13 protein-coding genes are annotated in these 15,115 nt (G+C 68.9%); 10 read left to right on the plus strand and 3 right to left on the minus strand.

Annotation, left to right across the window (positions count from 1 at the left end; genetic code table 11):
- Positions 1 to 95 precede the first annotated feature (95 nt).
- From BLP83_RS02140 to BLP83_RS02180, 9 genes are all read left to right on the plus strand, one after another.
- Positions 96 to 1,547, plus strand: a complete 1,452-nt coding sequence (locus tag BLP83_RS02140) for a transglycosylase SLT domain-containing protein (RefSeq protein WP_091238231.1) — start codon at positions 96 to 98, stop codon at positions 1,545 to 1,547.
- A gap of 38 nt (positions 1,548 to 1,585) precedes the next feature.
- On the plus strand, positions 1,586 to 2,500 hold the full coding sequence (miaA, locus tag BLP83_RS02145) for a tRNA (adenosine(37)-N6)-dimethylallyltransferase MiaA (RefSeq protein ID WP_091239400.1): 915 nt from the start codon (positions 1,586 to 1,588) through the stop codon (positions 2,498 to 2,500).
- 152 nt (positions 2,501 to 2,652) lie between these two features.
- Entirely contained in the window at positions 2,653 to 2,913 is a 261-nt protein-coding gene (hfq, locus tag BLP83_RS02150) for an RNA chaperone Hfq (protein ID WP_091239402.1), read from the plus strand.
- A 33-nt stretch (positions 2,914 to 2,946) separates the two neighbouring features.
- Positions 2,947 to 4,275 (plus strand): ribosome rescue GTPase HflX, encoded by a 1,329-nt coding sequence (gene hflX / locus BLP83_RS02155; RefSeq protein WP_091238234.1) that lies wholly within the window; start codon positions 2,947 to 2,949, stop codon positions 4,273 to 4,275.
- Between the two features lie 134 nt (positions 4,276 to 4,409).
- Positions 4,410 to 5,600 carry an FtsH protease activity modulator HflK gene (hflK, locus tag BLP83_RS02160; RefSeq protein WP_176763969.1) on the plus strand — a complete coding sequence of 397 codons (1,191 nt, stop codon included), beginning with the start codon at positions 4,410 to 4,412 and terminating at the stop codon, positions 5,598 to 5,600.
- The gene (gene hflC, locus BLP83_RS02165; RefSeq protein WP_091238238.1) at positions 5,597 to 6,463 is read left to right on the plus strand and encodes a protease modulator HflC; all 867 of its coding nucleotides are present in this window, start codon (positions 5,597 to 5,599) and stop codon (positions 6,461 to 6,463) included. Before hflK ends, hflC begins: the two co-directional genes overlap by 4 nt.
- A gap of 50 nt (positions 6,464 to 6,513) precedes the next feature.
- Positions 6,514 to 6,696: a DUF2065 family protein gene (locus BLP83_RS02170; protein ID WP_091238240.1), complete on the plus strand. Its 183-nt coding sequence runs from the start codon at positions 6,514 to 6,516 to the stop codon at positions 6,694 to 6,696.
- Between the two features lie 503 nt (positions 6,697 to 7,199).
- Complete coding sequence (locus tag BLP83_RS02175) at positions 7,200 to 8,492, plus strand: adenylosuccinate synthase (RefSeq protein WP_091238243.1); 1,293 nt, start codon at positions 7,200 to 7,202, stop codon at positions 8,490 to 8,492.
- Between the two features lie 398 nt (positions 8,493 to 8,890).
- A complete protein-coding gene (locus tag BLP83_RS02180; RefSeq protein WP_091238245.1) occupies positions 8,891 to 9,541 on the plus strand; it encodes an NUDIX hydrolase in 651 nt (216 codons plus the stop codon).
- Here the strand turns inward: BLP83_RS02180 and BLP83_RS02185 are convergent.
- The 3 genes from BLP83_RS02185 to BLP83_RS02200 form a co-directional block, all read right to left on the minus strand.
- Positions 9,495 to 9,977, minus strand: coding sequence for a DUF2721 domain-containing protein (locus BLP83_RS02185; protein WP_176763970.1), 483 nt, complete (start codon positions 9,975 to 9,977; stop codon positions 9,495 to 9,497). The two genes, BLP83_RS02180 and BLP83_RS02185, sit on opposite strands and share 47 nt — an antisense overlap.
- A gap of 448 nt (positions 9,978 to 10,425) precedes the next feature.
- Complete coding sequence (locus BLP83_RS02195) at positions 10,426 to 12,648, minus strand: MtrB/PioB family decaheme-associated outer membrane protein (RefSeq protein WP_091238253.1); 2,223 nt, start codon at positions 12,646 to 12,648, stop codon at positions 10,426 to 10,428.
- A 9-nt stretch (positions 12,649 to 12,657) separates the two neighbouring features.
- Entirely contained in the window at positions 12,658 to 13,587 is a 930-nt protein-coding gene (locus tag BLP83_RS02200; RefSeq protein ID WP_176763971.1) for a DmsE family decaheme c-type cytochrome, read from the minus strand.
- Positions 13,588 to 13,742: 155 nt separating this feature from the next.
- Between BLP83_RS02200 and BLP83_RS02205 the strand changes: the two genes are divergently transcribed.
- The gene (locus BLP83_RS02205) at positions 13,743 to 15,083 is read left to right on the plus strand and encodes a ferredoxin reductase family protein (protein ID WP_091238257.1); all 1,341 of its coding nucleotides are present in this window, start codon (positions 13,743 to 13,745) and stop codon (positions 15,081 to 15,083) included.
- Positions 15,084 to 15,115 lie beyond the last annotated feature (32 nt).

The raw sequence follows: 15,115 nt of genomic DNA on the forward strand, positions 1-15,115 counted from the left end.
GGCATCATAGCTGCGGCTTCGTCGATCGCGGGCCGGGCGATACACTGCGCGGCTTGCCGCGGCCTGCGGCGCCGAGATTCCAAGCCGATCCTCCGATGCCCATGTTTGCCCGACTGACCGGCTGCGCGCTGGCCCTGCTGCTCGCCGCCTGCTCCGCTGCGCCCACCCGCTCTGCGGCCGATGCCGTCGAGGACGCCAGCGCGCTCGGGGCCTCCTTTGATGCCGCCCTCGACGATGCGCTGGGGCACGTCGAGCGCGTGCGCGCCAATGAGGCGGTCGAGCACGCCACCCTGGTCGAAGCGCGTGACCGTCTGCGCGATGCCGCGCGCGCCTGTCTGGAGGCCGCGGGCTGCGGCGTGGAGCGCGTGCTCGCTGGCTATGAGCGCCTGGCTGCGCTGGGCCTGGCAGTGGGCGAGGACTTTGAGGCCGGCCGCGAGACGGCCGAGCCCGAGTCCGGTGGCGATTCGCCGCTGCTGGCCGATCTGCCCGAGGCCCAGCGCTCGATCACCCTGCTCAATGGCCGCGAGCTGAGGGACCTGATCGAACTGAACACGCCGGTGAAGTCCGCCATGGTGGAGTGGCTGACCTGGATGCGGCCCCAGCTCATCACCGCCTGGGAGAACTATCACTACATGCGCCACCTGATGTGGCCCGAGTTCGAGCAGGCTGGCCTGCCCGAGGCGCTGCTGTTCGGCATCCTGGCCAAGGAGTCCGGCGGGCGCGTGCACGCCGTCTCGCACGCGGGCGCCTCCGGTCCGCTGCAGTTCATGTACCAGACCGGTCTTGGCTATGGGCTGGGCCGCGTCGACGGCTTCGACACCCGCTTCGACGCCCAGCTGGCCTCGCGCGCCAGCGTGCGCTACCTCAATGACCGCTTCCGCGAGTTGAACGGCAGCCTCGAATTGGCGCTGGCCGCCTACAACGGCGGTGAAGGCCGCATTCGGCGCATCCATCAGGCCACGGGCGGCAAGTCCTTCTGGCATCCGCAGGTGTTCAGCCAGCTGCCGCGCGAAACCCAGGACTACGTGCCGATGGTGCTGGCCGCGGCCTGGTTGTTCCTGCATCCGGAAGAAGTCGGGCTGGAGTTTCCCACGGTCGACCTGCAGCCCAGCGGTTTCACCCTGGCCCAGCCCAGCACCCTCAATGAGCTGACTCTCTGCCTCGGCCAGCAGGGCATCCGCGACGGCTGGTTCCGAACCCTGCGCAACCTCAATCCACGCTTCGAGCCGCACGCTGTGATTCCCGCGGGGACCGTGATCCGCGGTCCGCAGAGCATGGTCAAGGCCTACGCCGCGCACTGCGTCAGTGGTCCGCGGCTGGAGCTGGCGCGGGCCCTGGCGGCCGCCAATCGCCCCAGCCAGCCGGCGACCGCCAGCGCCGCGGGTGCGCGCAGCTACACGGTGCGCCGCGGCGATTCGCTGCACAGCATCGCGCGTCGGCACCAGTGCGCGGTCGAACAGCTGGCGCGAGCCAACGGTGTGCGCGGCCCGCGCTACCTCATCAAGCCCGGGCAGCGCCTGCAGCTGGTGGGCTGCCGCCGGCCGTGAGCGCGTCCGCCGCCGACCGCCCCTTGGTGCTGGCCCTGATGGGGCCGACCGCCTCGGGCAAGACCGCGCTCGCGATCAAGCTGGCGCAGCGGCATGGCGGCGAGATCATCAGCGTGGACTCGGCCCTGGTCTATCGCGGTCTGGACATTGGCAGCGCCAAGCCGGATGCGGAGGAGCGGGCCGGCATCCCGCATCACCTGATTGACATCCGCGAGCCCGACCAGCCCTATTCGGCGGGCGAGTTCGCGCAGGACGCACGGGCCGCCGTCAATGCGGTGCTGGCGCGCGGGAATCTGCCCCTCCTGGTCGGCGGCACCGGACTCTATTTCCGGGCCCTGCTGGGTGGGCTCTCCGCCATGCCGGCCTCCGAGCCCGAGGTGCGTGCCGCGATCGAGTGCGAAGCGGCGGAGCGGGGCTGGGCTGCGCTGCATGCCGAGCTGGCCCAGGTCGATCCCGAGGCGGCCGCGCGCATCCGCCCGAGCGACCCGCAGCGCATCACCCGTGCGCTGGAGGTCTGGCGCGTGTCCGGCCGAGCCATCAGCGCCTGGCAGCGCGAGGCGCCGCTGTCGCCGCGCCCGCCCTGGCGGGTGCTGAAGCTGGTACTGGCACCCGCCGACCGGAGCCAGCTGCATGCCCGCATCGCCCAGCGCTTCGAGCGCATGGTGGGGCAGGGCTTTCTCGACGAAGTGCGCGCGCTGATGGCCCGCTCCGAACTGCATCCGGACCTGCCGGCGATGCGGGCTGTCGGCTATCGGCAGGCCTGGCGTCATCTGCGCGGCGAGACTTCGATGGCCGACTTCCTTGCCGAAGGCATCGCCGCCACCCGCCAGCTGGCGAAGCGCCAGCTGACCTGGCTGCGTGCGGAGCTCGACGCCTTCCGGGTCGATCCCCTCACCGATCCTGCACGCGCCGAAGCGCTGTTCCGGTTGGCGAGCGGGCTGGACGGCCGCTGAACGGCAGGGGCTGCGCCGGCGGTCCAACCTGTACACTCGGCCGCGTTGCCACCGAGCCTTGCCGTCTTGGCGAGTGCCCCCAGGTGGAGACCGTGCGCCCGGCAAGCGCACAGAACAACAAGCACATCGAACATCCCATCCAAGGAGCGACCATGTCCAAGGGCCAGTCCCTGCAGGATCCTTTCCTCAACGCCCTGCGCCGCGAACGCGTGCCGGTGTCGATCTACCTGGTCAACGGCATCAAGCTGCAGGGCACCATCGAGTCCTTCGACCAGTTCGTGGTCCTGCTGCGCAACACGGTCAGCCAGATGGTCTACAAGCACGCCATCTCCACCGTGGTGCCCGCGCGCAACGTGCGCATCGGCCCCGGCGGCAGCAGTGACGTGGCGGATGCCACGGGCGAGCAGGATTGACCCCCATCGTCCCGCAGAACCCGGCCCGGCTCCATGTTTGAGCGTGAGAAGCGCGGCGAACGCGCGCTGCTGATCCAGCCGCAGGCGCCAGGCCGGGACGAGTCCGAAGCGCTGGAGGAGTTCGGCGAACTGGCGCGCTCGGCCGGCGCCAGCGTGCTGGCCAGCATCAGCGCCCGCGTCGATCGTCCAAACCCTGCGCTCTACATCGGCAGCGGCAAGGCCGATGAGGCCAAGGAGCTGTGCGCCCTGCACGACATCGATCTGGTGCTGGTCAACACCACGCTGTCGCCGGTGCAGGAGCGCAACCTCGAGAAGCATCTGCAGTGCCGGGTGGTCGACCGCACCGGCCTGATCCTCGACATCTTCAGCCAGCGCGCGCGCAGCTTCGAAGGCAAGCTTCAGGTCGAGCTCGCCCAGTTGAAGCACATGTCCACGCGCCTGGTGCGCGGCTGGACGCATCTGGAGCGTCAGCGCGGTGGCTCGATCGGCCTGCGCGGCCCCGGCGAAACCCAGCTGGAGACCGACCGCCGCCTGCTGGCCGAGCGGGTCAAGGTGCTGTCGCGGCGGCTGGAGCAGGCCGAGCGCCGCCAGGCCCAGGCGCGGCGAGCGCGCCTGCGCAACGAGGTGCCGCGCATCGCCCTGGTGGGCTACACCAACGCCGGCAAGTCGACGCTGTTCAATGCGCTGACCGGCGCCGGCATCTACGCGGCCGACCAGCTGTTCGCCACGCTCGATCCGACCGTTCGGAAACTCTCGGGCCTGGAATGCGGCGAGGTCGTCCTGGCCGACACCGTCGGCTTCGTCCGCGACCTCCCGCACGAGCTGGTAGCGGCCTTCCGCTCGACCTTGTCGGAGGCGCGCGAGGCCGATCTGCTGCTGCATGTCATCGATGCCGCCGATCCCCAGCTGCGCGAGCGCGTGGCCGACGTCGAGAGCGTGCTGGTCGAGATCGGCGCGGGCGACATCCCGCAGATCCAGGTGTTCAACAAGATCGACCGCATCGAGGGCGCTTCACCGCGCCGCGATCGCGTCGAGGAGGGCGCAGAGCGCGTCTTCGTCTCGGCCCGCGATGGGCTTGGCCTCGAGCTCCTGCGGAGTGCGATCAGTGAGCGCTTCGCCTCCGAACGGGTCGGCCTGACGCTGGCGCTGGACTCCGCCGAGGGACGTTTGCGCGCGCGCCTGTTCGCGCTCGGGGCGGTGCGCGGCGAGAACAGTGACGAGCTGGGCTGGCAGGTCGACATTGATCTGCCGCGCGCCCAGGCGGCCAAGCTTGCGGCCGAGTTTCCGGCCTTCCGCGAGGCGCTCGCCGGAACGCTGGACGCCCCCGCGGAAGACTGGGAGGCGCGCGGGCGGGCTGGCTGAAGCAGTCGCGACGTGACCTCCACGATGCCTCGCCGGGTGGCTGCTACACTCCGGCCCCTTGGATTCACGCCCGTAAAGACGACCGCATCGCGCGTCGGCTGCGGGCAGCGCAGCGATCACGTATGGAGCATTCGATGGCCTGGAACCAACCTGGCGGCGGAGGCAGCGGTGGCGGCAAGGACCGCGACCCCTGGAACAACAACAACGATCCCGGCGCCGATGTCGAGGCCTTCCTCAACAAGCTGAAGGCGAGCCTGAACCGGGTCTTCGGTGGCTCCGGCGGCGGCGACCCCTCGCGCCGCGGTGAGGGCCAGGACCCGGTGGGGCGCGGCCTGATGCTGCTGGTGCTGCTTGCCGTGCTGGCTTGGGCGGCCTTCGATTCGGTCGTTTTGGTCGACGAGCGCGAGCGTGGCGTGGTGCTGCGCTTCGGCAAGTTCGACCGGATCATGGCCCCCGGACCGAACTTCAAGTGGCCGAACCCGGTCGAGCGCGTACTGAAGCTCGACGTCACCCGCGTTCGCAGTGTCTCCGACCAGGTTCGCCTGCTGACTGCGGACGAGAACATCGTGCAGATCGATTACGGGGTGCAGTTCGTGGTCAGTGATCCGAAGAACTTCTTCTTCGGCACCCGCGAGCCCGAGGAAACCCTGAAGCAGGCCGCCGAGAGCGCGATCCGCGATGTCATCGGCGGCAGCCAGATGGACGCGATCCTGACCGGCGAGCGCGCCGCGCTGGCGGCAGAGGCCCAGACCCGCCTGCAGGCCACGCTGGACAGCTACGCCACCGGCCTGCAGGTGACCGTGCTCAACATCCCCAACGCCCGACCGCCGCAGGAAGTGCGCGAGGCCTTTGACGACGCCATCAGCGCGCGCGAGGACAAGGAGCGCATCGAGAGCGAAGCCGAGGCCTACCGCAGCACCGTGGTACCGGAAGCCCGAGGCGAGGCCGCACGCGTGCGCACCCAGGCCGAGGGTTACCGCGAAGCCGCGATCGCCCGCGCCACCGGTGAGGCCGAACGCTTCCGCCTGCTGGCCGGCGAGTACCGCAAGGCGCCCGAGGTCACGCGTCGCCGCCTGTACCTCGAAACCATGCAGGAAGTGCTGGCCAACAACCGCACCATCTACTCCGGTGACGGCAATAACGTGCTGTATCTGCCGGTCGGCGGCGATGGCGGACAGGGCCCGCAGTCCCGCCTGCCCGCGGCCGCGGCGGCCTTGCCACAGCTGCAGCCCAATCTGCCTGCTTCGACCGGCGCGGCCGCCGGCGAGCGCAACCGCAACAGCGGCCGCCCCGAGCGTCCGAGCCGCGAGGAGAGCCGCCGATGAGACCCTCACTGCTGATCGTCATCGCAGCGCTGCTGCTCGTGCTGGTATCCAGCCTGTACAAGATCGAGGAGAGCCACGTCGGAATCCGCTTCCAGCTGGGTCGCGTGGTCGAGACCGACATCCAGCCCGGCCTGCATTTCAAGCTGCCGGTGGTGCAGAACGTGATGAGCTTCGACCGCCGTATCCTGTCGCTGGACTCGCGGCCCGAGCGTTACCTCACGTTCGAGAAGAAGGACGTCAACGTCGATTTCTTCGTGAAGTGGCGCATCGCCGATGTGCAGCGCTTCTACACCGCCACCAGCGGCATCGAGGAGCAGGCCCGCCAGCGCCTGTTGCCGATCATCACCGAGGTCATCCGCAACGAGATCGCCCAGCGCACCCTGCAGGCCGTGGTCGCCGGTGAGCGCCGCGATCTGGCCCAGCGCTTCGTCGATGTTGGCAACCAGCGAGTGCGTGACCTCGGCATCGAAGTCGTGGATGTGAGAATCAAGCGCATCGACCTGCCCGAGGACAGCGAGGTGATCGGCTCGGTCTTCCAGCGCATGCGCGCAGAGCGCCTGCGTGTGGCCAACGAGCTGCGCGCGGAAGGTCAGGAGATTTCCGAGACCATCCGCTCCGATGCTGATCGTCAGCGTCAGGTGCTGGTGGCGGAAGCGCAGCGCGACGCCGAGCGCATCCGCGGTGAGGGCGACGCGCGTGCCGCCGAGATCTACGCTCAGGCCTACGGGGCCGACGCCGAGTTCTACGCCTTCCACCGCAGCCTGCAGGCCTACCGCGAAGCCTTTGCGCGTGGTGACAGCGTGCTGGTGCTCGATCGGGATGCCGAGTTCCTGCGTTTCTTCGAGCAGGCGCCGCAGCGCTGAGGGCCTGATGCGGCGCGCCACAGGGCGCGCCGCCCTGGGAGCACGTAGCCATGACCGATCTGCTCGCTGCCCTCTGTCTCGTGCTGGTGTTGGAGGGGCTGCTGCTGTTCGCCGCCCCCGATGCCTGGAAACAGGCGGCCGAACGGTTGATGCAGATGGACGCGCGGGCGCTCAGGCAGATCGGCGGGTTGATGATGATCGCGGGGCTGGTGGCGCTGCAGTTCGTGCGCTGACGCCGCCCGTTCGCGAGGGCGTGCAGCGGCCGCATGATTCGCGGATAATCTCGCAAAGCCGGGGTCTCGTACCCCGGCTTTGGCGTTTCTGGCGCCCGCACAGGTGGCGGCCGGAGTCGCGCCCACGGTGGGCCAGGGCCCACCCTATGAATGGAATTGCGCCGGGCAAGCATGGCTTGCCCGCGGGCTTGAGCGCGGCGGGCAGGAGCCCGCTGCCGGCTTCTGAGTCGAGGCAGGAGCCGAGACCAGAAGCGAGGTCGCCCCACGGCGGGGTGCCGAAACGATCATCAATGTGGAGTGCTTGGGTGGGTCAGTCGGTTGTAGTTCTCGGGGCGCAGTGGGGGCGAAAGCCCGTGCGCCGGGCAACCACCGGTTGCCCGCGGGCTTGAGCGCGGCGGGCAGGAGCCCGCCGCCGGCTTCTGAGTCGAGGCAGGAGCCGAGACCAGAAGCGACGTCGCCCCACGGTGGGGTGCCGAAACGATCATCAATGTGGAGTGCTTGAAATGGGTCAGTCGGTTGTAGTTCTCGGGGCGCAGTGGGGCGACGAAGGCAAAGGCAAAATCGTCGACCTCCTCACCGAGCGCGTCGGTGGCGTGGTGCGTTTCCAGGGCGGCCACAATGCCGGCCACACGCTGGTCATCGGCGGCAAGAAAACGGTGCTGCACCTGATTCCGTCCGGCATCCTGCATCCGGGCGTGCTGTGCATGATCGGCAACGGCGTGGTGCTGTCGCCGGCGGCGCTGCGGAAGGAGATCGGCGAGCTCGAAGCCGAAGGTATCGACGTGCGCTCGCGGCTGAAGATCAGCCCGGCGACGCCGCTGATCATGCCGTACCACATCGCGCTGGATCAGGCTCGCGAGAAGAAGGCCGGCGGCAAGGCGATCGGCACCACCGGTCGCGGCATCGGTCCGGCCTACGAGGACAAGGTCGCGCGTCGCGGCGTTCGCGTCTCGGACCTGCACTACCCGGGTGAGCTGGCCGAGAAGCTGCGCAACGTGCTCGATTACCACAACTTCGTACTGACCCAGTACCTGGGCGTGGAAGCGGTCGACTACCAGAAGACCCTGGACGAGGCGCTGGCCTTCGGCGAGTACGTCGAGCCGATGAAGGCCGATGTGGCCGGCCTGCTGCACGAGCTGCGCAAGCAGGGCAAGCAGGTGCTCTTCGAGGGCGCGCAGGGTTCGCTGCTGGACATCGACCACGGCACCTATCCCTACGTCACCTCCAGCAACACCACCACCGGTGGCGCGCTGGCTGGCACCGGTGTGGGCGCGGACGCCATCGATTATGTGCTTGGCATCGCCAAGGCCTATGCCACCCGCGTCGGCGGCGGCCCGTTCCCGACCGAACTGAAGGACGAACTGGGCGAGGAGATCCGTCGTCGCGGCCAGGAGTTCGGCGCCACCACCGGCCGCCCGCGCCGCTGCGGCTGGATCGATATCGTCGCGCTGAAGCGAGCGGTGGCGATCAACGGCATCACCGGCCTGTGCGTGACCAAGCTCGATGTGCTCGATGGCTTGTCCAGCCTGAAGATGTGCATCGGCTACCGCTATCGCGGAAAGGAAACCGAGTACGCGCCGCTGGATGCGGCCGGCTGGGAAGAGTGCGAGCCGGTGTATCTCGAGTTCCCGGGTTGGAGCGAGTCCACCCACGGCGTCACGGAATGGGACAAGCTGCCGCCGGCCGCGCGCGCCTACCTGCGCTCGTTGGAGGAGCTTGTTGGCTGTCCGCTGGCGATGGTCTCGACCGGCCCGGACCGCAACGCGAATATCGTGCTGAAGGATCCATTCGCGTAAGCCTGCGTTATGCGTCTAATCATTCCAGCCGTCTTCGCTTTGCTTGTCGCTTGCGCCAGTGGGCCGGATCAACCCGCCCCAAGGGACGACGAGTGCTTGACGGGCCAGCCAGCTATTTGGACTCTCCTCGAGTCCCCTCCTGCTAATTCGGCGCAGTTGATTGGGTTGGTCTCAACAAAGTTCGCCAATCCTCCCAAGCAGTTCGAGGAGCGTTGGTACTCGTCTGGCGGAGATGTTCTCTACTGTCGCCGCCACGACTGGTGCATACAGGAGGCTTGGACGCTGGCTCCGAGCGGACCCACATGGAGCGTCGTAGACCGGAAGTCGTGGGTCTGCGTGACGACGCATAACAGTTCATTTAAGCCGACGTCGCTCCGCGAAGCGGCTTAACGCAGGCGATGACGAGCCCGATCGACACGCCCGAACGCCGCGCGCATCTCCGCGCGGCGTTCGAGGCGCACGCGCTTCGCTGTCCGCCGCAGGCCGATCTCGCCGCCGCGTACATCGACCTGCTGGCTGACCCGCTGGCGTTTTCGCGCGAGCGTCTGGCCGGCCACTTCACAGGCTCGGCCTGGCTGGTGTCAGGAGACGGACAGCGGGTGCTGCTGACCCATCACCGCAAGCTGCAGCGCTGGCTGCAGCTGGGCGGTCACGCCGATGGCGATGCGGATCTGGCGGCCGTTGCGCTTCGGGAGGCCGAGGAAGAGTCGGGCCTGCAGGGCCTGAGTCTCGAGGGCGGGCTGTTCGATCTCGATCGCCACTGGATTCCCGAGCGCGGCGAAGTGCCGGGCCATTGGCACTACGACGTGCGCTACGTCGTTCGCGCCGGTAGTGATGAGGTCTTCGCGGTCAGCGAGGAATCGCTGGCCCTGGCCTGGGTGTCGATCGAGGATCTCCTGATCGCCGCGTCCTCTGATGAATCGCTGCAGCGGATGGCGAGGCTTTGGCAGGCGCTTCGGCAGGCTCGCCAGCAAGCCTCTCGCGCGCCCGCCGACCCGGGCGTCACTCCTTCTTCGCAGCCTGGGTTTGCACCCGGCGCTTCAGGCTGAGCTCCAGCTCGGTGTTCAGGCCGTTCACCGCCAGATGCACTTCCAGCCCCATGGCCACGCTGGCCACCAGCAGCGAGGCCACGCCGAACAGGGCGAAGCCCGCGGGCACTTCGCCCAGGGCGAAGCCGGTGTAGGCGTCAATCGCAAGCGCGAGGCTGGTGGCAACGAAGGCGCCCAGCGCCACGTACAGCAGCACGCAGGCGCGCAGCACGTAGTGGCTGCGGCGACGGTGCTGGGTGATCTGCCGATCCACCGCAGCGCGAAGTTCCTCATTGCCGCATTCGCCGCGCGTCTGCAGCAGCGCGCGCAGGCGATCGACCACGCGTGCCAGCCGGTTGTTGGCCGAGATCAGCAGCGAACCGGTGGCCGCCATCAGCAGGGCCGGGGCCAGCATGGCGGTGAGGATGGGGTAATGGCTGCCGGCATCGGGGATCATCGGTGAGTGGCTGCACGGGGGAGGGCGGCCACACATGCTAGCCGGCAAATGGAGCGCTGGTTGCGTCCATGTGGGCGCAGCACAGGTCGCGGAGTCGCTCCCGCGGGAGCACGGATTCCCACGAGCTCATGGGGTGGGCCCTGGCCCACCGGAGCTCGACGCTCGCCTCCGGTCAGGCTGTTCGTTGATGAAACCCGGAATGGCCGCGGTGACCCGTTGGGGCGTTCGGTTTGCCGATGAAAGCGCGCCGAGCACGCGACATGAACGGCGAGGTCCAGGCCATGGTGGGCCAGGGCCCACCCTATGCACTCGCGAGCGCAATGCTTGATTGCATCCGTGCTCGCTTCGTTCAAGCTCTTCCCGAATCCCGAATCCCGAATCCCGAATCCCGAATCCCGAATCCCGAATCCCGAATCCCGAATCCCGAATCCCGAATCCCGAATCCCCGTCAGAACCGCCAGCGCAGGTTCAACAGCCAGGCCTGCGCCCGATAGTCCGGGCTCTCATCGCCGAGCAGGATGACATTGGCCAGGGTGTTCGGCGCGGTCCCGTCCTCGGCGAAGTCGGCGCCGTCGAAGCGTTCGAGGCGGTAATGCAGTCCCAGCTCGACCCCTTCGCGCAGCACGTATTCGAAGCCGGCATCGACCCGCAGCAGGCGGGCGCGGGTGTCGGGCAAGGGTGCGCTGGTGAGCGCGCTGCCGGTCGTGACGCGCAGCGCGCCCTGCGCATCGCTGAGGCTGGCATCGGCGCGCAGGCGCAGGCGCGAGCCGGGTGCACGATGGGCGAGGCCCACGCCCAGGCTGTCCACCGTGTCGGCGTGTTTGACCGACCAGTTGCGGTTGGGGTCATTGGCCTGCGGCAGGCGGTTGGCGCCGCCCTGGAAGGCCCGCCCGCGCTGCGCGGCATCCAGCCATTCGCGGCCGGCGAAGGCATTCAGCCAGAGGTTCTGCGTCAGCCCCTGCGCGAGATCCAGCTGCACGTGGCGTACTCGGCTGTCGGTGAGGCCGAACTCCGAGGCGCGGTAGTCATCGCGCACCTCGCCGAGGCTCAAGTTCCACTGGCTGCGCGCGCTGGCCGCGAAGCTGGCGAAGCCGCCGACCTGATGCCGACGGCGGTCGGCCAGGTGGTACTGGCGCAGGCCGGGAAGATTCTCGAAGGCGCCCGGCACGCTGGCGATGTAGTCGGGACTGTGGCTCTCGACAAAGTCGCGGCTGCCCAGATAGGTCGAGCCTTCGCGGTCCGCGCCGCCCAGCTTGAAACCGTAGTCGAAGCGTTCGCCCACGCGGTGCCGCAGCTTGAGCAGCAGTCGCTGCTCACGGCTGTCGCTGCGCGCCGAGGCCGTGCGCTTGATGGCCTGGTGGGCGAGTTCGGCGTCGATGCCGAAGCGCTGATGCGGATGCCAGCCGGCGCCCAGCGCGTACAGGCTGTCACGATAGCCGGGGGCGACGTTGAAGCGCCGGCGCGCGCTGTTGGCGGCGGCGCTCTGCAGTTCGGAGTCACCGCTGATGTAGACGTACTCGTCGACCGGCGTGCGGTTGTCGCGGTCATCGATGCGCAGGCGCGCGTCCCAGCGCAGCGCGCTGTCCGAGCGCTGGGCCAGGCGCAGGCTGAGCAGGCGGGTGTCGACGCGGCCGTCGAGGTCGGGACGGGGCAGCGGCACCGACAGCGCCGCCAGCAGGGCCGGCACCGCGCTGTAGTCAAGATAGGCCTGGTTCTGCCGCATCTGCCCGACGGCGAGATCGGCGTTGAGGCGCAGGCTGGGCGAGAGCGCATAGCCGGCGGCGAGACTCAGCTGGTGGAAGCGGTTGTCGGGCGCGGGCTGGGCGCGATTGAGTGCGGGCGACCCCGTCCCCGCAGCCCATCCGGCCACCTGGGCGAAGGGCGTCTGCCAACTGAGTGCATCGAGCGCGTTGTCGAAGTGCGAGAGGTAGAAGCCGGTGCGCAGCTGCAGGCGCGGGCCGGCGTGCAGCAGGCCGAGGTCGGCCGTGCGCGTGCGCTGGTCCAGCGGGGCGGCGAGCAGGATCGCGCGCGCATTGCCGCCGGTGTTTCCGCTGACCGCGGCGAAGCGGCGCAGGCCGGACTGCTGGCTTTCGCGATAGCGGGCATCGAGCTGCAGGTGCGCGCCGAGGATCGCGCGGCCGCGCAGCTCGGCCTGGCCGCGACGGCGCTCAAGCTCGACCGGCACCAGCGAGGGCAGCAGCTCGCGCATCGCGGCGGTGGTGGCGCCGGGCACCCAGCCCGCGGGCAGGGCGAAGCCGCCGCGGCCGTCGGCGTGCATCGGGGTGAGCACCTGAGTCACTCCGCTGGAGAGGCGCCCGCCTTCCGCCTCAATGCGCCAGCGGCCGGCTTCGCCCAGGGCGAGCGAGACACTTGGCTGCGGACCGCCGGCATCGCGCACTTCCGCGCGCCAGAAGCGCGAGGTCTCGGGCGACAACGGTTGGCACAGCAGCAGATCCAGCAGGCCCAAGGCGCCTTCGTCCTGCGCGCGGCCGGCGAGCGCGCCGCGGCGGAAGGGATCGGCGCTGGGCAGGGCGGCCGTCAGCACCAGACTGTGGCAGCCATCGTCCACGGGCAGCCAAGCGGGGGCGTCCTTCGCTGGCGCCGAAAGGCTGCTGGTGGAGGCCAGCGCGAGGGCGAGAGCCGTGGCGAGCGGAGCGATCCTGCACTGCATGGCTGTCTCCTATCGCGTGGCGCCAACGCCGGAGGGATGGTTGCTGCCGTGCACCTGCTGATGGCAGTTGAGGCAGTCCTGGCCCATCAGCGAGGTCGAGCCCGAGGGCAGGCTGCTGCCGGACAGCCCGGTGCCAGACAGCGCCGTGCTCGGATGGAACTGGGCCAGATGGCACTGCTGGCAGAGGAAGGGCGTGCGCTGCTTCAGCAGGGCCGCATGCGAGCTGCCGTGTGGGGTGTGGCAGCTCATGCAGTCTTCGGCGGCCGGCGGATGCTCCCAAAGAAACGGACCGCGCATCTCGGCGTGGCATTCGTGGCAGGTCTCGTTGAGCGTGCTGCGCGTGAGTGCCCCCGGCGTGGCGCTGCCGTGCGGGGCGTGGCAATCGCTGCACTGCATGCGACCCATGTCCAGCGGATGCGCCGAGACCTTCATGAATTCGGCATGCTCCTTGCGATGGCAGCTGGCGCAGTGCGCGACCTCGGTGTCGGCGCTGAGCATGGGATCGTCGAGCGTGTGCAACTGGTGGCAGTCGACGCAGGCGAGGCCAGCGTCGGCATGCGCACTGGCGGTCCAGTGCAGGGCGCTGTTGCGGTGGCAGTCGAGGCATACCGCATCGCCGGCGCCACCGCCTTCACCCTTGGCGAATCGCACGTCGGTGGCGGAGCGTGGCTCGCCGCGCGGTGGGCGGCGCATATGGGCCTCGCTGGCGCCGTGGCAACTCGCGCAGCCCTCTTCGGCGAAGCGGTTGCGTGGGTCGGACAGCACGGCGTGCGGTCCGTGCAGGACGGCGTTGAGCTCGGGATCGTCGTGGCAGGCGAGACAGGTGTCGGCGGCTTCGGGAAGCTGGGCGTGAGCGAGCCGTGCGTCCGTCACAAGCAACAGCAGAGCGGCGCAAAGGACTGGAGCAAGCGCGCGCAGGCGCCGCATGATCGAATGCATGAACGCGCCCCCGCGCATCGGAATGTGGGCAAGTCTAGACAAATGTAGCCAAGCTGGTTTTGATCCTGATCGGGGCGGCCCGATCAGGCGCCGCCATCCTTGCAGTCGCTCCGCAGGGCGATAACTCCATCCCCCACCTCCGCCAGGAAGATGCCATGAGTCAGCGCGGCACCCACACGCCCCTGCAGCAGCGTGCGGCCTTCTGGCTGTTTGTCTACGTGCTGCTTGTGGTCGCACCGCTGGGCCTGCTGCTGCTTGGCGAACGGCCGCGACCCGGCGGCTTCTGGTGGGACTTCGCGTTGGCCTTGGGCTATGCCTCCTTGGCGATGATGGGCCTGCAGTTCGCCCTGACCGCGCGCTTCAAGCGGGCCACCGCACCCTTCGGCATTGACCTCATCTATTACTTCCATCGCCATCTCGCCTCGATCGCCACAGCTTTGCTGGTGATCCACGCGCTCATCCTTCTGCTGCGTTTCCCTGCGGCCGTGGGGCGGATAGACTTCGTCAACGCGCCGATCCACATGAGTGCTGGCTGGGTCGCTGTCTTCGCTTTTCTTGCGCTGGTCGCCAGTTCGCTGTGGCGCAAGCGGCTGCGGCTGGAGTACGACCGCTGGCGCCGCGTGCACGTGGTGCTGGCGGTGATCGGCCTCGTTGCAGCCCTCGTGCACGTGCTGGGCTCGGCCAGCTACCTCGAAGTGCCGTGGAAATACGCGCTGTGGGCGGGACTCGGTGCGTTCTGGCTGGGTCTGGTGCTGTGGGTGCGCGGCCTGCGTCCGTTGGCCTTGATCCGGCGACCTTGGACCGTGGTCGAGGTGCGCCCCGAGCGCGGCCGCAGCTGGACGGTAGCGGTCGAGCCCGAGGATGGCCGGGGCTTCGATTATCGCCCGGGCCAGTTCGCCTGGCTGAGCCTGCGCGCCTCGCCTTTCGGCATGCGCGAGCATCCCTTCTCGATCGCCTCCAGCCCCAGCCGGCCGGGCAGGCTGGAGTTCACCATCAAGGAACTGGGTGACTTCACCCGCACCATCGGCAGCCTCAAGCCCGGCGAGAGCGCCTGGGTGGATGGGCCCTACGGCAACTTCGGCGTCGAGGGCCACGAGGATGCGCCCGGGCTGGTCTTCATTGCCGGCGGCGTCGGCATCGCGCCGGTGATGAGCCTGCTGCGCTGGCTGGCCGATCAGAAGGACGCCCGGCCGCTGTGGCTGTTCTACGGCAACCGCGATGTCGAACGCATTGTGTTCCGCGAGGAGCTTGAAGCCCTGCAGCAGCAGCTCTCTCTGAAGGTCGTGCATGTGCTCGGAGATCCACCCGCGGACTGGCAGGGCGAGCGCGGTTTCATCACGGCTGAAGTGTTGAACCGGCACCTGCCGGGGCAGCGTGATCGCCTGCACTATTTCGTCTGCGGCCCGGAGCCGATGATCCGCCTGTCCGAACGCAGCCTCGACGCACTCGGCGTGCCGCTGGCGCGCCTGCACTCCGAGATCTTCGATCTCGCCTGAACCCGAACACGCATCGCCACCACGAGGAGACA

Origin of the sequence: Aquimonas voraii, assembly GCF_900101825.1 — a bacterium.
In the GTDB taxonomy this organism is placed as follows: Bacteria; Pseudomonadota; Gammaproteobacteria; order Xanthomonadales; family Xanthomonadaceae; genus Aquimonas; species Aquimonas voraii.